Below are 20,992 nucleotides of genomic sequence, written 5' to 3' on the forward strand. Positions count from 1 at the left end.
ACGTCAGGTAACATATCCTATTTCAAAAAGATCGAACTCCTTCACCGGATGATCATCAATAAGCTGTTTTGCCGTGTCAGGAGAAACAATAACCGTCAGTCCCACACCAAGATTAAATGCCTGCTTCATATCTTCATCCGGAACCTTTCCGAGTCTTTGTATAAGCTTGAAAATGGGAGGCCATTTCCAGCTGTTCCATGCTATATCGGGCTTTAGTCCTTCCGGGACAATCCGGTTGGTATTTCCTGCAATGCCGCCACCTGTAATATGCGCAAACCCGCGGATGCCTACTTTGCTTTTCAGATTCCTTATCACATCAAGATAGGACGGATGCACACGAAGAAGGCTTTCAGACACAGACATACCAAGCTCATCCACATGATCATGAATGTCAAAGTGTTCGAACAGTACCTTCCTGGCAAGGGAATATCCGTTTGTGTGCAGACCAGTACCCGTGATCCCCAGGATGACATCCCCCTTTTGAGTCTTTGAACCGTCCAGAATGTGCTCCCTGTCCACTACTCCGACAACCGTTCCGGCCAGATCGAATTCACCATCTGCATAAATATCCGGCATTTCAGCTGTCTCGCCTCCGATCAGGGCACAACCATTTTGCCTGCAGGCAATGGAAAAACCTTTGACAACATCGTAACCAACATGCTGCTCAAGGCGTCCTGTTGAAAAATAATCAAGAAAAAAAAGTGGTTCAGCTCCGCAAACGGCGATATCATTGACGCAGTGATTGACAAGATCCTGTCCAACCGTATCGTAAACCTTTGCTTTAAAAGCCACTTTCAGCTTGGTCCCCACACCATCCACGCTGCTAACCAGCACAGGCTGTTTCATTCCGGAAAAGTCCGGCTGAAACAATCCACCGAAACCTCCGATTGAATCAATGACTTCCGGCCGGTGGGTCTCAGCTACCAGTTTACCTATGGAAGAGACGAAGGTGTTCCCGGCATCAACATCAACACCAGCTGATTTGTATGTTTTTTTTTCTGTCATCGTGATGGAATCAATTATCTGAAAAATGTGTATCGGAAAGAGAAGCACGAATCCGGTTTGAGCACTTCAAATTTTGAAACATTGGGAATGAAAACCAAACAGTGAATCCTTTTTTTTTCCACAGGGTTTTTCTGTTAATAGTTAGTTTTTATATAAAATTCGTTTTAGCATTAGTACCTGTGGATATGTGGAAAAGAAAGTTTTCAAATTTAAAAGGCCTGGCACGGGAGTATTGTTGGTAAAAATGTTGATATCATTCCGATGAATAACAATTACATAAGATTTTTTTTTGTGATTTGTCAACGCAATATATAAATCACACATTATTCACCTCACAAGATTCCAACAGGAAAGATTGATGGCAAGGAATGTTAATTCGGGAAGCCGGAAGGTGTGCAATTCCTTATTTTCTCAACATTCAAAAAAAACGGTACCTGTTTGAACATGGTATCCGGGGGTTATCCCCATACTTGTGAACAAAAAAAAGTGTTATGAAAGCAGTAGTTCAACGTGTTTCAGAAGCAAAAGTAGAAGTGGACGGCTCGGTAACGGGAGAAATTGACAAGGGATTGCTGGTCCTTGCAGCTGTTCATGAAGATGACAGTATGAACGAGGTGACATGGGTTGCTGACAAATGCCGCAAACTCCGCATTTTTGAAGATGAAAAAGGGAAAATGAATAAAAGTGTCGAGGATGTGGGCGGGGAAATTCTGCTGGTTTCACAGTTTACACTTTACGGCGAAGTTAAAAAGGGAACCAGGCCGAGTTTTATTGCATCAGCGGGACCGGAGAAAGCAGAATCGTTGTATAATGAGATGAAATCTTACCTGAATACACATTTGCCGGGAAAAATCCAGTCCGGAGTTTTTGCAGCAAAAATGAATGTTTCACTGGTAAATGACGGCCCTGTTACCATTATAATCGAACGCTGATGTCCCTTATTTTTCTTTTTGTAGATGGAATAGGACTTGGTGAGGATGGACAAAGCAATCCATTTACATTGAACCGCTTGCCTGCATTTGAATGGCTGACGGGTGATCAGCCGTTCACGGCTTCATCGCGTCCGTTTGAAAAAGAGGAGCATGTGTTTACTTCGCTTGACGCCTGTCTTGGAATGGATGGTTTGCCGCAAAGCGGGACCGGTCAGGTTACCCTGTTCACGGGAGTAAATGCGGCTGCAGAACTGGGAAAACATTTCGGCCCATTTCCCCACTCGAAAATCCGGCATCTGCTCAACGGCAAAAGTATTTTTAACCGGCTTCATGAAAAAAAAGCTTCATGTTACTTCATGAATGCTTTTCCTCAGGTCTTTTTTGATTACGCCGAGCAGAAAAACAGGTGGTCAACAACGACTCTTATGACCAGAAATGCCGGATTACAATTGAATTCCATCAATGAGATACTCCGGGAAAAGGCTGTCACCGCTGAAATAACCCAGGAAGCCTGGCGGGACCGTTTATCACTGGATGTCCCGGTCATTTCAGAAGAAACTGCAGCAGATAGAGTTATAAATGCTGCGGATAAATATGACTTTGTTCTTCTGGAATACTATTTAACTGACAAAGCCGGCCATGACAGGAAACCTGATTTTGCTTCTGAGGTGCTTGATAAACTGGACCGTTTGCTGCTTTCACTGATTAAGAGTGCTGGGCCGAAAGGACATACCTTGCTGCTTACCAGTGATCACGGAAATCTGGAGGATTTATCAACCCGCAGTCATACCCGGAACAGAGTTCCGTTTTTCGTTACAGGAAAAGGGTCAGCAATATTCAGTAAAGCCGAAACTATTCAGGACGTGACACCGCTCTGCATGGAATGGTTAGAATTATTTTGAAGGCAACGCAGAGAGCGCCCGTTCAAATATTTCATCTATTGTACCGGTCCCGTCGATAGACCGAAACATCCCGGCCTGCTGGTAGTGGTCCATTACCGGTGCAGTTTCTTTTTTATAGACGTCGAGTCGGGTTCTGATTTTTTCCTCTGTATCATCACTTCTTCCCTCACCTCTTGCAAGAAGTCTCTTTACCAGCTCTTCATCGGGAACATGCAATGACAAAAAAGCATCGATGGATTCATTGCGACGCTCAAGCAAATTGTCAAAAGCGACAGCCTGTTCAACGGTTCTGGGAAAACCATCAATTATATAACCACCGTTATATTCTTCTTTATCGATTGTTTCCTCAACAAGATCAACTACGGTCTGGTCTGGTACCAAATGACCTTGATCTATGATGGATTCAACAAGTTTTCCGAGTTCCGTACCCTGGCTTATGGCTTCCCGGAACATGTTTCCGGTTGAGAGATGGCTGATATTGAAATGCGCTGCAATTTTTTTTGCCTGGGTCCCTTTGCCTGATCCGGGCGGGCCAAATATAATAATTCTCATTTTTTGAATGATATTGCTTTATTGTCCGGCTTGATTGATTTAATGAAAGCATAAATATATCAGTTACAAAAATAAAGGCAAACCAAATGAACATTTTGGATGTTTAATCCGTATAATTTAACGCACCGCGTAATAAAATATAATGCGGAGCGTTATCACGGTTAAAAATCACAGAATTTCAATTAACCTACATTCCGGGCCTATGGAAGAGCGATTAATTAAGCGGTACGCCAATCGCAAGATGTACGATGTGAAAGAGAGCAGGTATGTCTCGCTTGGTGAGCTTGCTGAAATTGTCAGATCCGGCGCTACAATCCGTGTGACAAATAAAAATGAAGATGAAGATTACACGGCTCAGATTCTGCGCCAGATCATACTTGAACAAAGCAGGCAGGCGGATGAATCCTCTATTCCTACTTTGCATGAATGGGTGAGAATGGGTGGAAATTTTATCGACCGGCAGTGGGATGATATCCGGAAAGGAATGGAAGGATGGATTAAGAACAGTACCGACCGGTTACTTAAAGGTATGAAAAGGGAAGATTTTGCTGCACTCAAGAAGAAAATTGAGTTGCTGGAAAAGAGGATTGAAGATTTTGAAAACAAGCAGGTAAACAATAAAAAATGAGGATAACTATGAGTGAAAAGAAAAAGCAGGAAAAAAAGAAACAACCGGAGTGGAATGAAAAAGCCAAGGAAATCTGGCTGGCGGGACTCGGAGCGCTGTCAGCAGTAGAAGAAGAGGGAAGCAAATTATTTCGCAGCCTGGTTGACAGGGGAAGTGAATTTGAAAATAAGCGCAAGGAGCAGATAGATGAATTGTGGGAGGATATATCCGAGCGTTACAAAACAGCTGAAAATCGTTTTGGCGACAAATTTGATGAAGTAGAAGAGACAGTTGAATCAAACGTAAAATCAATTGTCTCAAGGATGGGCATACCCAGCCGTTCAGAAGTTGAGAAACTATCGAAAAAGGTGGACGCTTTGAACGAAAAACTGGAGAAACTTGAAAAACAGCAAAAACCATCCGGTTCGGCCAAGGGTGGTAAAACGAAATCGTGAAATAGCGGAACCGTCAGATTGATTTCTGAAACAAGAACGAATGGCTTTGTAAGACAAAGGGACAGAAAGCGGTGTATCAGTCGTTTTCTGTCCCTTTAGCCACCGACCAGATGTATTTTCCTTCTTTTTTGATTTTCTGATCTTTTGACAACCCCCTGCTGCCATAAGGGTGCTTCCTGAGCTTGCGCACAATGGCCAGAAATATCCATCCCAGTGGCAGGTAATAACCAATAATATCCCAATCGCGCAACCATCGGCTGTTGGTTCTGCGGCTATTTGCCGAATCATAATAGTCACGATAGTGTCGGGTAAACAACAAGGGCCATCCAAAGGGGCTCATCAACCACCTTTTGCCCCGGTTTATTTTAAAAGACCTGATCAGTGTCGAAACATCATAAGGTTTTTGCCCGTATTTCCCGACCAGGCGATCCAGTTCCCCCTGCATATTTTTTTGTATTTCAGATGCCGCTTTTTCAGATTCCTCCCTCCCTGGATCTTCCGGACGGGCACAACCACCGGACTGCAGCAGTTTTCGCACATCAATCGGTGATCCGGCAACAAATTTCATATTGCAGGGGAATCCGAAGTAAAAGAAAAAGGGAAAGAGTAGCGCCAGCAAGGCAAGCGGCAGAGGAATAAAAGGTATTCCGAGTAACCGGGAAAAAATCCGGTCCATCCATCTGAAAGTGAGACTTGCAGGATTAATCCATTCTGCATTTATACCATAAACAGGTACGACAGGAACATCATAACGGGCTGAAAGTTTTATGAAACTGGGCTGAAAAGGCTGAAGCCGGTACTTTCTGTTGAAGCCCTTTCCAATGCCCGGAATGCCTTCCGGATAGTATATTACACGTTTTCCGCGGGCCAGTACCCGGTCGAAATTGATATATGTCTGATCGATAGCTCCGAATAACCGCCACCAGTTATCAAGTCCAAACGGGCGCATCCACCAGTTCACGGCAAGCTTTGGCGAATAAAGCGGCCGGATTTTTGAATCTTTCGGAAAATTTCCGCTTCTCCAAAGCAGCTGATCCAGTACAAAAGAATCATGAGGAAAGGCATTCCCGCTGTGGTTGGATGCGATTACTACCGGGCCCTTTTCGGGAATGTTTTCAAAACCGTGCAGCTCTGCCCTGTAATAATTGTCAATAATCAGAGAGGATACACTCTTGTAGAGGCTATCCAAATATCCAAAATCAACAGGATCATCACCTGCTGTAACATTTGTATATCTGTGACTAGTGATCATTATTTGCTGTTGAATGCATAAAAGAGAACGCCAAGGGCAAAGAGACCGGCCCACAACGGCCATGGCCCTCCCTGCACAACAGCAAGGGTCCCTCCGAGAACGCAGGAACCACTGAGAATGCTGCTGTTCAGTCCCTGAATAGGATCGGGCTTCGGACTGCGGTCTGTAACGGTTTCTTCAAGGTAGTTGAGCGTGTCTGAAGTTATGCGGGGTAATCGCATCAGTGCATCAACAAGTTCCGGTGTCCCCCTCCAGATTTCCCGGGCAATGCTGGCAGGATGAAACTGATCCTGAAAGATGTTTATGGCATGTTTTCTGGACACGGACGGAATGTCAATCCTGGGATCCAGCATTTTTCCAACACCTTCATAAGTAACAAGCGCTTTGGTCATTAAAGTCATTTCCACAGGAAAGAAAACACGGTGACGCGCACCAACCGCCAGTGAATTGATAATAAGCTCACCAATACTGAAATCACCAATTGAAGAGTGCTGATAGAATTTTCTAAGCAGGTCGGACACGGATCTTCGAAAGCCGTGAGGATCGCCGTTTTTTCCAATCCGGGCCATGGCTGTCAGATTGCGGGTTGCGCCCTCAATGTCACCTGAAACCAGGGCATGAAAGTAATACAGCATACGTCTTCGGGTGGTTTCCTCGAATCTGCCGACCATACCGAGATCTATAAAGCCGATCTTGTCATTTTTCATAATGAGCAAATTGCCCGGATGCAAATCAGCGTGAAAAAAACCATCCTTATACAGCATACGGATAATTGCTTCAGCTCCCCGGTCAATGATCTTGCTTTTGCGTTCGGCTTTGATATCACGGGAAGCAAACATGTCCGGTTTTTCACCATCCATAAATTCCATGCACAGTACATCCCTGCTGCTATAGTCGCGGAAAATTTTCGGAAACAGAATATGCGGATGGTCATGAAAGTTTGCACTGAACACTTCGGCATTGTCCGCTTCATTCTCCAGATCCACCTCCCTGATGGTATAGGAACAAAACTCGTTAATCAGCCTTTTGGGCTGGTATTGCGGGATTGTCCAGTGAAGAAAATGACCGAGCCATTTCAGCAGGATAATATCCGTTTCAACGGTGTCACGGATGCCGGGCTTTATCACTTTCAGCGCGACGACTTTGCCATCCAAAGTCACAGCCCTGTGGGTTTGGCCTATAGATGCCGAACCCAGGGGTTTTTCATCGACAGTTATAAAAATGCTGTTTATATCATCCCCAAGATTCTTCTCAATGATTTCACGGATATTTTGAAACGGGACTTCGGGCAGGTTGTAAAGCAGTTTTTTCAGCTCATTGGTAATAATCCTGGGAAGAATATCCTCCCTGAGAGAAAGAATCTGGCCAAGTTTGATGTAGGTAGGTCCAAGAAGTTCAAGTCTTCGGCGCAGCTGCAGCGGAAACGGCAGATTTCGTAATTCCCGTTTTACGAAAGGCCTGACCAAAAAGGCAAGGAACCGGGAGGGAAAGGAACGAAGCCCTTTTTTTCTTTCACGGGACAGCGAAGCCACATAGGCGATGATTCCCCCCATAAACAGTCCCGTAACATGGCGGTGAATTTGAAAAAAACGGCGCACTACTCCCTTGTAGGGAGCCAGCGGATCAAAATTTTTTGTGCGCCTTGCTTCCTTCGTTACTGTCTCTTCCGGTTCGGAAAGCGGATCGGTTCTTGAATTGTCCCGGGAATCGTCAGTGGTCATCCGGATATCATCATTTCTGGAGTATTGGGAAGTAAGATACGCCGAACTCAGCAAATACAAACTAAAGATCAAAATATTTCAGGCTCTTTTGACATGCAATTGCCTGCAAGGCGGTTATTGACGGACAGATAATCAGAGTCACAAAAAGAGTCAGCACATAAGGAATGGATGATAATGCTCTGTGAAAATAATAGGCGCAGAATATTGACTTAGATGGCTACTATCATCAATTTAGATCACAGCATCACATACCTTATTCAATTTATCCTCCAATTTATCTGAAAAATGTCTGTCAAAAGAGAAGCTGAACAGACCAACCCTCAGCGGTATGCTCTCTGGCTGAAGCCGGAAAACGAGGTGTACGGCGTTCTGAAACGTATAATTGACGATCTTGCAAGCGAATACAACGCCCCGGCTTTTGAACCTCATATCACGGTGGCCGGAAGCATAGACCGGCCGGAAGCGGAGCTGAAAGATCTTGTAACAGATCTGGCCAGAGAGAGTGAACCAATGACACTGCACCTGAAAGAGACGGATTTCCGGGATTCACTGTACCGTGCCCTTTTTGTGCACATTGCTCCGAATGATACCCTTCTCTCCCTTCGGGAACGATGTCTTACCCGTCTGAAGAAAGAACATGAGCCGTACATGCCCCATGTCAGTCTGATGTATAAAGAGATGGAGGCCGACCGGAAAAAAGAGATTATTGAACGCGTGGGAGAACGTTTTGATCTGGTGTTTATCCCGGACAAATTGTATCTGGTTCGGACTGTCGGCGGGCCCGGAACCTGGAAGGAAATTATGCATGCTTCATTGAAGAGTTGAGTTTTATATGATTTTTATAATTATTGATAAATAATGTTACATTGAAGTGGTTGGCTCACAAATAATTCCTTTTTTACTTATTCATTAAATTATTGATAAACTATTGGTTATGGCCCCATTTAAATTTTTCAAACAGGTAAACAAGAATTTTGACAAAGCGGCTGAATTTTTGAGTGTTGACAAGGGGATGCTCAATCAGATCAAGGCTTGCAACAGTACTTATCATGTGACGTTCCCGCTTCGCCGGGATGACGGCACCGTGGAGGTGATTCACGCCTGGAGGTCGGCACACAGCTCCCATAAAGCACCGACAAAAGGAGGTATCCGTTACGCCATGGAGGTTAACGAGGATGAGGTTAACGCCCTGGCAGCCCTTATGACCTACAAATGTGCCGTTGTTTCGGTGCCCTTCGGCGGAGCCAAGGGTGGTGTGAAAATTGACCGGTCGAAGTACTCTGAAGCGGAAATAGAGCGCATCACGCGCCGGTTTACCTTTGAGTTGATAAAAAAGAACTTTCTCGGTCCCGGTGTTGATGTACCTGCTCCTGACTACGGCACCAGCGAACGGGAGATGGCCTGGATTCTGGACACTTATCGAAGTATGGTCAGTTCTTTGGACAGTGATGGTTGTGTTACGGGAAAACCGATTCACCAAAGCGGTATCAGCGGACGAACCGAAGCAACCGGACGGGGAGTATTTTTCGGATTGCGGGAGGCCTGCAACGTTAAGGGAGACATGGATAAACTTGGACTTTCAACCGGCCTGGAGGGCAAGCGGGTAATTGTCCAGGGTCTTGGCAATGTCGGATATTATGCGGCAAAATTTTTGCGACAGGAAGGAGCTCTGATAACCGGTGTGGCCGAGGCACATGGCGGCATCCTGGATGAAAAGGGTATCGACATTGAAAAGCTCAAAAACCATATCACCGAGACCGGATCCATAGCCAATTATCCGGAGGGCACCTTTATTGACCAGTCCCATAAACTTCTTGAAGAGCATTGTGATATTCTGATACCGGCCGCGCTTGAAAATCAGATCAATTCCGGAAATGCGGCTAATATAAAGGCAAAAATTATCGGTGAGGCGGCAAACGGCCCGCTAACCAGCGATGCCGATCAGATTCTTCAACAAAAATCCGTGCTGATTGTCCCCGATATCTATCTCAATGCCGGGGGTGTGACGGTATCCTATTTTGAGTGGATCAAAAACCTATCGCATATCCGGTTTGGCCGGATGGACCGCAGGTACGAAGAAAACGCCATGGGCAGACTACTCAATGCCATTGAGGGACTGACAGGGACAGCATTCAAACCTGAGGATGTGAAGAAAATCGGGAAAGGACCGGAAGAATGGGATATTGTTGACTCCGGTCTGGAAGACACGATGGTCCTGGCATATCATATGCTGCACCAAAATGCGCGTTCATATGACACGGATCTGAGAACAGCGGCATATATCAGCGCAATTAAGAAGATTGCCCTGTCCTATCAGCAGCTCGGTATCTTTCCTTAAGCGGACAGATCAGCCGATAAACGGCTCGATGTCCATGATGTACCGTGCAAATGCCGTCAGGCCTTTTTCCGTGACAGAATATCTTGACTCCGTCTTGTTACCCTCAGTAATTTTTTCTACCTGAATGTACCCGGCTTCTTCAAGTCTGGACAGATGCGTACTCAGGTTGCCATCGGTTGCGTTGACAGATTTCTTGAGTTCGTTGAAACTCAGGTCATCAACCCGGGTAAGTACGGACATCAGGGCAAGGCGTATCCTCGAATGGATCAGATTGTCCAGTTTGCGGTAATCCAGGTATATCGGTTCTGATGCCATTACCAGTGGATTTTTATGATGATCAGCTTATGTTGGTTTTATGCAGACCGGAATCCTATATTCTGCATTTATGACAGTATAAACAATTTGCCAAAATTCTGTTGTACGTTGGAGTTAAAAATTCAAAGTAATCGAAAACCGGAGTGAAATCACAAAAAGAAGCAAGCGGACGGAAAGCCGCCAAATCCGGCAAAAAACCGCCTCTGCCCCGGAAAACACCGGATCAGAAAAAAAGAGCACAGAAACTGCTGTCTGAACTGTATCAGCACTATCCAAATCCGCATTGTGCACTGAATTTTACCAGCCCCTTTGAGTTGCTTGTAGCGACTATTTTGAGTGCACAGTGCACCGATGTACGTGTTAACATAGTCACGGAAGATCTTTTCAGGATGTGGCCTGAACCGAAGGATATAGCCGAAGCGCCGATTCAGGAAATCGAGGAAGCCATCCGGACCACCGGATTTTACAGAAACAAAGCTAAATCAATCAAGGAATCAGCAAAAAAGATAGTCGAAGAGTTCGGGGGCGATGTTCCGCAAACCATGGATGAGCTGCTTTCGCTGAGGGGGGCCGCCCGCAAAACGGCAAATGTTGTTCTCGGCAATGCATTTGGCATTAACGAAGGAGTTGTCGTGGATACGCATGTGAAGCGTCTTGCCAACCGGTTCGGACTAACCCGCCATCAGGATCCGGTCAAAATTGAGCGCGATTTGATGGCTTTGTTTCCAAAAGAGGAATGGACAAATTTATCTCACCTGCTGATTGCACACGGAAGAGCTGTATGCAAGGCACGCTTTGCAGAAAATCCGGATCATCCCGTATGCAATACTTATGGCATTAACTGTATTTGTAATAAATAACCCTGAAACGGATGGATAACCAAAACCTGGATTCCCGACAGAAAGAGCTTCTTGTATCCCGGACAGATATGAATCTTCCTCCTATACGATCCGATGTGGAAATGATTCCGGTTACACATGAGAACAATGAGCTGATTTATTTCCATGACCCGCAGGGATATATGGTAAATCCATTTGTACTGGACCGTCAGATAGCCGCACTGCTTCCCCTTCTCAATGGCAACTATTCGATTGATGAGATCCTCACCGAGCTTAAACGCTACGGAAGCGATGTTGACAAGGATCAGCTGCTTGCTTTTATAAGGCAGCTGGATGAGGCGAGGCTGCTGCTCTCGCCCTGGTTCCGGTTTTACAAAACCGAAACGGAAAAAAAGTTTGAACAGGCGGATGTCAGACCTGCGGTTTGCACCGGAAATTCCTATCCGGCCGGAGAGGAAGAACTTAAAGATTTTTTGAAGAACGCATTTGAAAAATTCTCAAAAACCGAATTACAAAGAGGCGGCAACGGCGAAGATACCGGAAGCAATGAGAACAGGATCAAGGCATTATTTGCGCCGCACATAGATCCGAGGGTGGGGATGATGTCTTATGTTCCTGCCTTTGAGCCACTTAAGGAAATTTCACCACGCCGTATTGTGATGCTTGCCACCTCTCATTATGCCGGAATGCACTATCCGCTTTATGACGGAAAGCCCTTTATAGCAACAAGAAAAGCGTTCGAAACACCTCTGGGCAGGGTTGATGCAGATAACGAGGCCATGGACATTCTTGAAAAGCACTCCGAGGCAACCGGATGTTCGTTCAGTGACCGGGCTCACAGAAATGAGCACAGCATAGAGCTCCATCTGATTTTCCTGCAATACCTTTGGTCACATTCTTTTGAGATTGTCCCGCTGCTGGTGGACTCCTTTGAAGAGCTTTACTATAAGCCGGATGGCGATACGGGCAAAAAAGTTGACAATATGGCGGCGCTTCTGGCAGAACAATTTGACGATGATGACACATTGTTTCTGATATCCGGAGACTTGTCACATATCGGCAAGAAATTCGGAGACAGCGAACCGGCCTCAGGGCTGTTCGACAAGGTCAGGCAATTTGACAGGCATTTTCTGGACCATGCCTGCAATGCCGAAAAAGAGAAACTGCTCAGGCTGGTTGGCGAAGACTATGATCCGTACCGTATTTGCGGTTTTCCTCCATTATACACCGCACTATCGTCACTTCAGGGAATAAAGGGGGAAAAAACGAGCTATGAACTATGGGATGAACGGGAGCGTGACAGTGCAGTTACATTCGGGTCAGTGTTGTACCGGTAGTCTTCCGGCTTCACGCATGCATCAGGTGACTTCTGCAAGAGCCGAAACAAGGGTTTTTTTGCGGACAGGTTTACGGAAATAACCGTTCACCTTGTCATCTATGCCGAACCCGGCAAACTGCTGCTCATCAAGTCCGCTTACTACGAACACCGGTACGGAACTGCAATCGGGCAGCTGCTTTATTTTCTGAACCAGTGTTGCTCCGTCTCCGTCGCCTTCAAGGTTCAGATCCAGTAGAATGACATCAACCTGCTCCGATTCCAGAAACCGCAATGCTTCTTCAGCTGAATACGCCGGAATGAGTTCATATGGTTCATTTTTCAGAAATAATTTGAACAACGTCTGGTTAGACGGATCATCTTCTATGATCAGCACTTTTTTACTGTCCATACCGCAAAAAAATAATTTTTAATGAGACCGGAGTTGGTTAAAAGGTATCAGGAGTCCGGTTTTTCTGCAATATCCATTTTTTCTGCGAAATAGGCGCAGAAATCTCGCATGTCACCGGCAATTCTTTCGTCGTCGATCGACCGCTCCAGTGTATCGGCCATTGTTTTGAGTGTTTCGTAAAAGAAAATCTTCATTTCATCCCTGCTCATGTCTTTGGTCCAGAGATCCAGGCGCAAAGTGTCTTTATTATTGTGATCCCACAAGCCCATCAGCAGTGCCCGTACCGGCATGTCACGGATATTGGAATCATCGGCATTCCAGATAATTTTTTCAGGGACATTCTTGTCATCCAAAGATACGTTGATTTTGATTTCTTTTTCCATAATTCTGGTACAACTGGCTTTTATGAGTGTTTTGACGATCTTTTCAGGATTATTAACAGCAGGAAAAATCTGTTTGAAGCGATGGTTTATTATAAAAAGTTATGAGCAATATTGATCAAGCTTTTCAATGACATTTCGCATGTCATCCGGTATTTCCGACTCAAACTGAAACCAGTCGCCGGATGCCGGATGCTCAAATCCGAGCGAACGTGCGTGAAGGCACTGCCGTCCCAGAACAGAGAAAATGTTCTGGAACATGGATTTCCGGCTGCCGGTATTCGGACCGTACCGAACAGCGTTTCCGCCGTAAACAGGATCTCCAAGCACAGGATGACCCATCCAGGAAAAATGAACCCGGATCTGATGGGTTCTGCCTGTTTCAAGAGCCACGTCGAGCATGGCCAGGTGATCGTACCGCTTCAGAACTTTGTAGTGGGTCACTGCGTTTTTGCCCTTGCCTTCCGCTACAACCGCCATTTTCTTTCTGTCTGAAGGGTCTCTTCCCAGAGGCTGGTCAATAACACCGGTATCCTTCTGAGGCAAACCCCAGACGACAGTCTGGTAGGTTCTTTCGACGGTCTTTTCGGCAAACTGTTTTGAAAGCTTGTGATGGGCGATGTCATTTTTGGCAACGACCAGCAAACCACTGGTATCCTTATCCAGGCGATGTACGATTCCGGGCCGCAGCTCACTATCCTCAGTGGTTTTGGAAAGCTTGCCGGCATGATGCATCAGTGCATTGACAAGTGTTCCGGTCCAGTTTCCGTAGGACGGATGGACAACCATTCCTGCCGCTTTGTCGACAACAATCAGATCGTCATCTTCATGCACGATGGTAATTGGAATATCTTCTCCGGCAACTTCGGGAGGCGGGCTTTTTGGAATGATGATGACGATTTCATCTCCGGGCTGAACGCGGTATGAGGCTTTTTCCAGCAATCCGTTTACACGGACCCAGCCCTGCCTTATCCCTTCCTGAACCTTGTTTCGGGTAGCATTCTGTATAAACTGGGTTATGTATTTATCAAGCCGGAGCTGCTCATGGTGTCCTTCCGGAACCAGCAGGTCATATCTTGTAAAATCATTCCGCTCTTCTTCTTCCAGAAAAGCCGGTTCTGTTTCGGTTGTCATTTCCTGTTTTGTTCTGGTACTGTTGATGCCTGGATAAGTAACGGCTTCAGACGTGATAAATGCATGTTGTCATGATATTTCACTTCGTGACCTTCGGTTCATTTGTCATTTTAAATCGGAAATTCTAAAAAAGATGAAAAAAAAGTGTAAGGATTATCCGGCATCGTACTCTTATACACAACTATTACTGAGAGAATAACCCGGAATAGCAGTATATGTCCGACATATTCAGCTGTCAGTATTCAAGAACCGGGCATTGGCAACATAAACGATGCCGGAGTGAGGATTCATTTCCTCATTCTCCGGCCGTTTTTTTCCTGCCGGCAGCAGCGGTGGTGTTACCTGTATCCTTCTGACCATCAAAACCCGGAAAAACAGATGACCGGAAAACAAAAGGAAACGACTCCGAAATATGGTCTATGCCGGTGATTTTCAACCCTTCGGTAACCTTGGACGGTATTTCCTCAAGGTCGGGAAGGTTTTCTTTGGGTATGATCACGCGGGATAAATTTTTTCGCCTGGCCGCAAGCAGCTTCTCGTTAAGTCCGCCAACGGCATACACCTCACCGCGCAACGTGATCTCGCCGGTTACAGCAACATCATGCCGCACAGAGGTGTCTGTAAGAAGTGATATCATGGCCAGTGCAATTCCCATGCCCGCACTTGGACCGTCTTTCGGAATGGCTCCTTCCGGAATATGGACATGCAGCTCATTTTTTTCGAAAAAGTCTTCTGACAGACCCAGATCACTGGTGTGGGAACGGACATAGGTCAATGCCGCCTGCGCAGACTCCTTCATGACATCCCCCAGTTTGCCGGTCAGGATCAGCTTGTTTTTCCCGAACATCCGGGCGACATCAAGCTGCAGGATACTGCCGCCGGTACTGGTCCAGGCAAGACCGTTTACACTGCCCACTTTGTCCTTTTTTTCCAGCGACCGGTCCTTGTATTTGGGAACTCCCAGGAATTCACGGACCCGTTTTTCGTTGATCGTTATCTGTGACGGCTTTTTCCCATCCTTTTTCTGCTTTACCGTCAATTTAGCCACTTTGCGACACAAAGAGGCGAGGTTTTGCTCAAGAACACGGACACCCGCCTCGGCAGTATAAGATCGGATAACGGTTCGAATGGCATCATCTTTGAACTTTACGCGGGATGGTGTGAGTCCGTGCGATGAGAGAAGCCGTGGAATCAGATGGCGTTTCGCAATTTCCACCTTGTCGTGTTCCAGGTAGCCATGGAGAGAAATGACCTCCATTCTGTCGAGCAGCGCCGGCTGGATGTGACCGGCAACATTGGCCGTGGTAATGAACATGACCTGGGACAGATCAAAATCCAGATCCATGTAATGGTCGTTGAACGTGTCATTCTGTTCCGGGTCGAGTACTTCAAGAACAGCCGATGACGGATCGCCGCGCATATCCTTCCCGAGCTTGTCAATCTCATCCAGAATAATGACGGGATTCATAGTGCCGGCTTTTTTGATGGCCTGAATAATCCGGCCGGGCATCGATCCGATGTATGTTTTACGGTGGCCCCTGATTTCCGCCTCGTCACTCACCCCACCAAGCGAGATTCGTACCATCTGGCGGTTCATGGCGTCAGCGATGGATTTGGCGAGGCTGGTTTTGCCCGTGCCCGGGGGGCCTTCAAAGCAGAGTATCTGACCTTTGATTTTGTTGACCAGGTTCAGGACGGCGATGTACTCAAGTATCCGTTCCTTTGGTTTTTCAAGTCCGAAATGGTCCTTTTCAAGAGCTCCGTGAACAGCGGTGATGTCAAGCCGGTCTTCCGAATATTTTCCCCATGGCAGGGCAAGTATCCAGTCCAGATAGTTGCGCGAAACACTGTAGTCTGGAGACATGGCCGGAGTTTTCTTAAGCCGCTCCAGTTCTTCATTCGCCTTGGCGCGGGCCGCATCCGGAAGGGCCAGCTTGTCCAGCTCTTCCTTGATGCGGGCAAGCTCTGGATCGGAATATCCGTCCTCATCGAGTTCATCCTGAAGGATTTTAATCTGCTCCTGGATGTAGAATTTTCGTTGTGTTTCCTGAATTTCGTCCTGGACCTTCTCGTTGATTTCGTTTGAAACGGCAAGCAGCTCCAGCTCACCGGTGAGATGCGTGAGGACCTTCCGGTATTTGTTCTCAATGTCCGGATCTTCCAGAATCTGCTGCTTTTCATCAATATCCAGGTCCAGATAAGATGCCATGAAGTAAAGCAGGTTCTCCGGATTGTAGTTCTGTTCGAAGCCCAGCAGCACTTCTTCAGGCAGATTCTGGTTCAGGATGACGAGCCGCTCAAAACCCTCCTTGGTTTTCCTGATCAGCGCTTTGAGCCGCGCTGTCATGGTAACGGACTTTGCTTCCTGAAGACTGATTTTTGCAGTCAGGTAGGACTCCTGCTCGTCGAATGAATCGGCTTCTGCAATCCGGATGCCGCTGATCAGGACTTTAAGCAGGTCGTTCGGCAGATGGAGTACCTGAATGATCTGCGCGAGTGTACCTTTTCTGTGGAGGCTGTCGGGTCCGGGATGTTCCTCTTCCGGATCTGTTTGAGCGCATAGCAGAACATATTTGTTGCCTTCAACAGCAGTGTTAACTGCTTCAATGGTTGCTTTGCGGCCGACGAGGATCGGAAACATCGTGTTCGGAAAAATTACAGTGTCCCGCAGCGGAATCACGGGAACCTGTTCCGGCGCATCGGGAATCTGCTGATCCCGGGGGGATTTTTTTTGCTTATGTTTTTTCATTGCAACAAAATAGCCATTTTTCATCCAAATCGGCACTGTAAGCCCCGGTAATTTCTGTTGTCTTGTCATTGAACACAAGACTCCACAAGTATGAAAAATAGTTCTATCTTTGCAGTAAGAAAAAACGGTGCCAACACTTCAAAAAACGAAGATCGTGGAGCAGTGATTAAGAGTCTTTACATCAAAAATTATGCGTTGATTGATGAGCTGGAAGTGTCTTTCGGTGCCGGGCTTAATATTCTTACAGGTCAGACTGGTGCCGGGAAATCGATAATAATCGGGGCGCTGAATGTTGTTCTGGGTGACCGGGCCGACACGGATACGGTACGCGAGGGCACCCGCAAGGCTGTGGTTGAAGCGGTGATTGGAACCGGCGGCAGACCGGATCAGGTTGTGGGCCGGCTGATGGATGAAAACGAAATAGACCGGAATGAGAGTGAATTTATTCTCAGACGGGAGATCCGTCCGACCGGAAGCCGCGCTTTTGTGAATGACACACCGGTGAACTTGTCTGCCCTGCGAATCATCGGGGACCGGCTTGTCGATCTTCATGGCCAGCACGATCATCAGCTGCTTCTGAAGCAGGACCATCACCGTGAGGTTATTGATGACCTGCCGGCGGTTCGGCCGGCTGCTTTGACTTACAAAAAACAGTTTGAAAAGGTCAAAAATCTGCGTTCAGAGCTGAATCGGCTTCAAAGACGCGAGCGCGAGCTGCAGGAAAAAATGGAACTGTACCGTTTTCAGCTTCAGGAGCTCGAGGCTGCTGATCTGGATCCTGATGCATTTGAGGAGCTTGAATCTGAAATGAAGCGGCTGGATCATGCCGAAGAACTGGATGAAAAAGCGGCACTGGTAAACTATCTGGGCTCCGAAAGCGAACACAGTCTGATGGACCTGATGACCCGCATTGAAGAAGCTATTCAGGACATGGCCGGTATGGATGAGGAGTTCGGGACATACCTGAATGAGTTGCAGACGGCAAAAGTAAGTGTGCAGGAGCTTCTTTCCTACGCTGAGCAGTACCGGTCCAGAATTGAGTTCAACCCGGACCGGCTGGAAGAGCTGAGAAGGAAACAGGCGGAAATAAGGCGTCTGGAGAAAAAGTATGGCCTGGAATTGTCTGCTCTTGCAAAATACCGGGAAGAGATAAGGGAGTCGGTAAATCTGGCTGAAAACTTTGATCTTGAACTTGAAAAGAAACAAAAGGAAGCTGCTGAAGCTGCCGGTGTGCTCAGAGATTGTGCCGAAAAACTGCACGGGGCCAGACTCGAAGAAGGTGCTGAACTGGGAAAAAGAATTTCCGACACACTTCGACAGCTTGGAATTCCGAATAACCGGTTTGAGACAAAAGTTGCATGGCGGCACGACAATGAAGGATGGATCGAGATTGATGGCCGGCCGGTAGCCTGTGGCAGTGACGGTCCGGACGATGTGATTTTTTACATCAGTACAAACAAGGGGGAATCGCCCAAACCCCTGGCCAGTATTGCCTCCGGTGGTGAAATATCGCGTGTGATGCTGGCCATGAAATCCGTTATTGCCAGAGAGCAGCATCTGCCGGTTATGATATTTGATGAAATTGACACCGGAATTGGCGGTGCGGTTGCCGAACAGGTTGGCAAAACCATGCATGACCTGTCGAAACACTGTCAGATCATCGCCATTACCCATCAGGCCCAGATCGCCGGTCAGGCAGATCACCACTTCAGCGTGGAAAAGCGGGAATCTGATGACAGAACCGTAACCAGGATTATTGAGCTGGATGATGAAGCACATATCCGGGAGGTTGCGTCACTGATGAGCGGAAGCGAAATCAGCGAATATGCGCTGGCAAGTGCCAGGGAGCTGGTGGACAGGGCAAAAGGACGATAAATGCGCATCTGGTAAAAACAATGACTGCTTTGTTTTTCAGAGCGGAGCTAAAAACAGCCTGAAATCAATAGTTTAGGTAAAAAGATTAAACAGAATAATTCGGTGACAGAAGAAGGCAAATCCGTATTTACGTATCGGGATATCCCGGTGACCTATTACAAAGTTGGCCAGGGACGGCCACTGCTTTTGCTGCATGGCTGGGGAAGCAGGGCCAGCGTCATGATGCCGCTGGCCGGGGCACTTGGTGATATCAGGACCTGCTATATTCCGGACCTTCCAGGATTCGGAGACACCCCTGCCCCCGGCAGGCCCTGGAATGTTGACGATTATGCCGATATGGTTACTGCCTTTGCATCACTTGCCGGAGCCGGCGCTATAGATGTTCTCGCACATTCATTCGGTGGACGAATTACACTGAAGTGGGCTGCAAGAGAACATGCGGACATTGCTCCGAAAAAGGTGATTATCACCGGCGGGGCCGGAATGAAGCCCCGGCGTACGTTCTCATTTTACCGCCGCCGGGCCCTTGCAATGATACTGAAGCTCCCTTTTCAGTTACTGCCGCAAGGTTTAAAAAGCAAAGCGCTCTCCTGGTTGCGTGAAACCCGTATATGGAAGTCTCTGGGGTCATCCGACTATCGCGAACTTGACGGTGTGATGCGGGAGACATTTGTAAAAACAGTGTCGGAACATCTGGAAAGCTGTCTGTCACACATAAATCAGGAAGTACTTCTGCTTTGGGGCAAGGATGATCCCTATACGCCCTGGTATCAGGCCGGCCGAATGGAAAAAGGCTTGAAAAACGGTGTGCTTGTGGGAATCGATAATGCCGGACACTATGCTTTTCTGGATCAGCCGGGTCGTTTCACGAGGATATCAAAGGCATTTCTGGAACCGGATGGCAGCTGACCTGTAAGATCCGCTCACCTAAGAATGTGTTTTAATTTGTCAGAATCTCCATCATTTTCATAAGGCTCTATGCTCAGCAACTGGCACATTAATTCATAAATATGAACCAGTTCAAAAGCGCGGATGGTCTTTCCGGTTTTGAAATCGGGGCCATGTGCAAGAAAAAAAGCCTGCATTTCATAGGCCAGGTTATCATATCCATGAGTACCGGAAGTAATGCCGAATGATTCCATTCTATCTCTGCTGGTGATTGTATATCCGACATCGGCGATAACAATAATTTCCGGAACTCTGTGGTGGTTTTTGAAGTGAAATCTGTCAGGAATATTCTCTTTTCTGAATACCTTGTAATTTTCCTGGCTGTTTTTTAGAGCACGATAAATCTGTTCCGTACTGTTTTGAAGCGGTTGAATCATGGCTACGGGGTCCCAGTCCCGGACTTCCGCATCACCAAGTGATATAATATCATCAAGCATGATAACACGATCTTCAGATGTGGCAGCCATACCATGATCGGAAACGATTATGATATTTGAAGATTCACGAAGGCCATGTTTGTCAAGTTCACTGATTAAATAGTCAAGTGTACTGTCTGTTTTCTCCAGAGCTGCAGTAACGGAATCAGAATCCGGGCCAAACCAATGACCATAACTGTCAACAATGCTGAAATAAAGTGTATTCAACAGGGAATACTCATTATCAGGAAGTGTCATCCAGTGAATTAATGAGTCAACGCGATCCTGATGAGGCATATCCTGATTATAGGAAAGCCAGTATGTAGCCTGAGTATCCTTGATCGGAGCCTCTGATCCTGGCCAAAAAATAGTAGCAGAAGTGATTCCCTGGATTTCGGCAGTAACCCATACAGGTTCTCCCCCGTACCAGTCAGGGTTAGTTACCGCATTTCTGTCGCTCAGGCTGAAGCTGGCATCAAGTACAGGGTCATACATATTATTTGCAATAATACCTGTATTTTCTGAATACCGGCCGGTGGCAATAGAATAATGATTCGGAAAGGTTTTTGTAGGAAATATCGGAATCAGATTTTCTGCAATGACTCCTCCGGAAGCAAGACTGTCCAGCACGGGTGTATGTGCGCGGGAAAGATAGTCAGGATGCAGGCCATCGATAGATATCAGAATAAGCCTGTTGGGTTCTGGAAACGTATTATCTGATAATTCAAATAATCTGCTTTTTATCCCTAAAGCAGCTATAACAAGAAATGCGATAAGTGCGGCAGAAAAAAACTTCATTGAATTTGCAATCAGCGTTATAAAAACGAAAAAGGCTCCGGTCAAGA

Annotated in this window: 20 protein-coding genes; 10 read left to right on the top strand and 10 right to left on the bottom strand. The window is 46.7% G+C overall.

Features of this window, described 5'->3' with window-relative positions:
• Positions 1 to 3 precede the first annotated feature (3 nt).
• Positions 4 to 1,005, bottom strand: coding sequence for a phosphoribosylformylglycinamidine cyclo-ligase (purM, locus tag NATSA_RS02880; protein ID WP_210510250.1), 1,002 nt, complete (start codon positions 1,003 to 1,005; stop codon positions 4 to 6).
• Positions 1,006 to 1,496: 491 nt separating this feature from the next.
• Here purM and dtd point away from each other — a divergent pair, with 491 nt between their 5' ends.
• Complete coding sequence (gene dtd, locus NATSA_RS02885; RefSeq protein ID WP_210510252.1) at positions 1,497 to 1,937, top strand: D-aminoacyl-tRNA deacylase; 441 nt, start codon at positions 1,497 to 1,499, stop codon at positions 1,935 to 1,937.
• Entirely contained in the window at positions 1,937 to 2,839 is a 903-nt protein-coding gene (locus tag NATSA_RS02890; RefSeq protein WP_210510254.1) for an alkaline phosphatase family protein, read from the top strand. Before dtd ends, NATSA_RS02890 begins: the two co-directional genes overlap by 1 nt.
• Here NATSA_RS02890 and NATSA_RS02895 read toward each other — a convergent pair.
• Positions 2,831 to 3,391: an adenylate kinase gene (locus NATSA_RS02895; RefSeq protein ID WP_210510256.1), complete on the bottom strand. Its 561-nt coding sequence runs from the start codon at positions 3,389 to 3,391 to the stop codon at positions 2,831 to 2,833. The two genes, NATSA_RS02890 and NATSA_RS02895, sit on opposite strands and share 9 nt — an antisense overlap.
• A 202-nt stretch (positions 3,392 to 3,593) precedes the next feature.
• Here NATSA_RS02895 and NATSA_RS02900 point away from each other — a divergent pair, with 202 nt between their 5' ends.
• Entirely contained in the window at positions 3,594 to 4,019 is a 426-nt protein-coding gene (locus tag NATSA_RS02900) for a polyhydroxyalkanoate synthesis regulator DNA-binding domain-containing protein (protein WP_210510258.1), read from the top strand.
• A gap of 8 nt (positions 4,020 to 4,027) precedes the next feature.
• Positions 4,028 to 4,453, top strand: a complete 426-nt coding sequence (locus NATSA_RS02905) for a phasin family protein (RefSeq protein ID WP_210510260.1) — start codon at positions 4,028 to 4,030, stop codon at positions 4,451 to 4,453.
• 76 nt (positions 4,454 to 4,529) lie between these two features.
• On the opposite strand, the gene NATSA_RS02910 is transcribed toward NATSA_RS02905, so the two are convergent.
• Both NATSA_RS02910 and NATSA_RS02915 read right to left on the bottom strand, forming a co-directional pair.
• A complete protein-coding gene (locus tag NATSA_RS02910; protein ID WP_210510262.1) occupies positions 4,530 to 5,642 on the bottom strand; it encodes a 1-acyl-sn-glycerol-3-phosphate acyltransferase in 1,113 nt (370 codons plus the stop codon).
• Between the two features lie 62 nt (positions 5,643 to 5,704).
• Entirely contained in the window at positions 5,705 to 7,498 is a 1,794-nt protein-coding gene (locus NATSA_RS02915; protein WP_210510264.1) for an ABC1 kinase family protein, read from the bottom strand.
• Positions 7,499 to 7,711: 213 nt separating this feature from the next.
• On the opposite strand from NATSA_RS02915, the gene NATSA_RS02920 reads away from it, so the two are divergent.
• Entirely contained in the window at positions 7,712 to 8,251 is a 540-nt protein-coding gene (locus NATSA_RS02920) for a 2'-5' RNA ligase family protein (RefSeq protein ID WP_210510265.1), read from the top strand.
• 109 nt (positions 8,252 to 8,360) lie between these two features.
• Positions 8,361 to 9,764, top strand: coding sequence for a Glu/Leu/Phe/Val family dehydrogenase (locus NATSA_RS02925; RefSeq protein WP_210510267.1), 1,404 nt, complete (start codon positions 8,361 to 8,363; stop codon positions 9,762 to 9,764).
• 9 nt (positions 9,765 to 9,773) lie between these two features.
• Here the strand turns inward: NATSA_RS02925 and NATSA_RS02930 are convergent, their stop codons facing one another.
• A complete protein-coding gene (locus tag NATSA_RS02930; protein ID WP_210510269.1) occupies positions 9,774 to 10,079 on the bottom strand; it encodes a transcriptional regulator in 306 nt (101 codons plus the stop codon).
• 203 nt (positions 10,080 to 10,282) lie between these two features.
• On the opposite strand from NATSA_RS02930, the gene nth reads away from it, so the two are divergent.
• Both nth and amrB read left to right on the top strand, forming a co-directional pair.
• Positions 10,283 to 10,939 carry an endonuclease III gene (gene nth, locus NATSA_RS02935; RefSeq protein ID WP_246481673.1) on the top strand — a complete coding sequence of 219 codons (657 nt, stop codon included), beginning with the start codon at positions 10,283 to 10,285 and terminating at the stop codon, positions 10,937 to 10,939.
• 11 nt (positions 10,940 to 10,950) lie between these two features.
• Positions 10,951 to 12,255: an AmmeMemoRadiSam system protein B gene (gene amrB / locus NATSA_RS02940; protein WP_210510272.1), complete on the top strand. Its 1,305-nt coding sequence runs from the start codon at positions 10,951 to 10,953 to the stop codon at positions 12,253 to 12,255.
• A 21-nt stretch (positions 12,256 to 12,276) separates the two neighbouring features.
• Here the strand turns inward: amrB and NATSA_RS02945 are convergent, their stop codons facing one another.
• The 4 genes from NATSA_RS02945 to lon form a co-directional block, all read right to left on the bottom strand.
• Entirely contained in the window at positions 12,277 to 12,645 is a 369-nt protein-coding gene (locus tag NATSA_RS02945; RefSeq protein WP_210510274.1) for a response regulator, read from the bottom strand.
• A gap of 47 nt (positions 12,646 to 12,692) precedes the next feature.
• A complete protein-coding gene (gldC, locus tag NATSA_RS02950) occupies positions 12,693 to 13,028 on the bottom strand; it encodes a gliding motility protein GldC (RefSeq protein ID WP_210510275.1) in 336 nt (111 codons plus the stop codon).
• Between the two features lie 99 nt (positions 13,029 to 13,127).
• On the bottom strand, positions 13,128 to 14,159 hold the full coding sequence (locus tag NATSA_RS02955) for an RluA family pseudouridine synthase (protein WP_210510277.1): 1,032 nt from the start codon (positions 14,157 to 14,159) through the stop codon (positions 13,128 to 13,130).
• A gap of 295 nt (positions 14,160 to 14,454) precedes the next feature.
• Positions 14,455 to 16,908, bottom strand: a complete 2,454-nt coding sequence (gene lon, locus NATSA_RS02960) for an endopeptidase La (protein WP_210510279.1) — start codon at positions 16,906 to 16,908, stop codon at positions 14,455 to 14,457.
• 90 nt (positions 16,909 to 16,998) lie between these two features.
• On the opposite strand from lon, the gene recN reads away from it, so the two are divergent.
• Entirely contained in the window at positions 16,999 to 18,783 is a 1,785-nt protein-coding gene (gene recN, locus NATSA_RS02965; RefSeq protein WP_246481651.1) for a DNA repair protein RecN, read from the top strand.
• 102 nt (positions 18,784 to 18,885) lie between these two features.
• Positions 18,886 to 19,692, top strand: coding sequence for an alpha/beta fold hydrolase (locus NATSA_RS02970; RefSeq protein ID WP_210510281.1), 807 nt, complete (start codon positions 18,886 to 18,888; stop codon positions 19,690 to 19,692).
• Between the two features lie 14 nt (positions 19,693 to 19,706).
• On the opposite strand, the gene NATSA_RS02975 is transcribed toward NATSA_RS02970, so the two are convergent.
• Positions 19,707 to 20,945 carry an alkaline phosphatase family protein gene (locus tag NATSA_RS02975; protein ID WP_210510282.1) on the bottom strand — a complete coding sequence of 413 codons (1,239 nt, stop codon included), beginning with the start codon at positions 20,943 to 20,945 and terminating at the stop codon, positions 19,707 to 19,709.
• Positions 20,946 to 20,992 lie beyond the last annotated feature (47 nt).

It is taken from the genome of Natronogracilivirga saccharolytica (genome assembly GCF_017921895.1).
Taxonomy (GTDB): domain Bacteria; phylum Bacteroidota; class Rhodothermia; order Balneolales; family Natronogracilivirgulaceae; genus Natronogracilivirga; species Natronogracilivirga saccharolytica.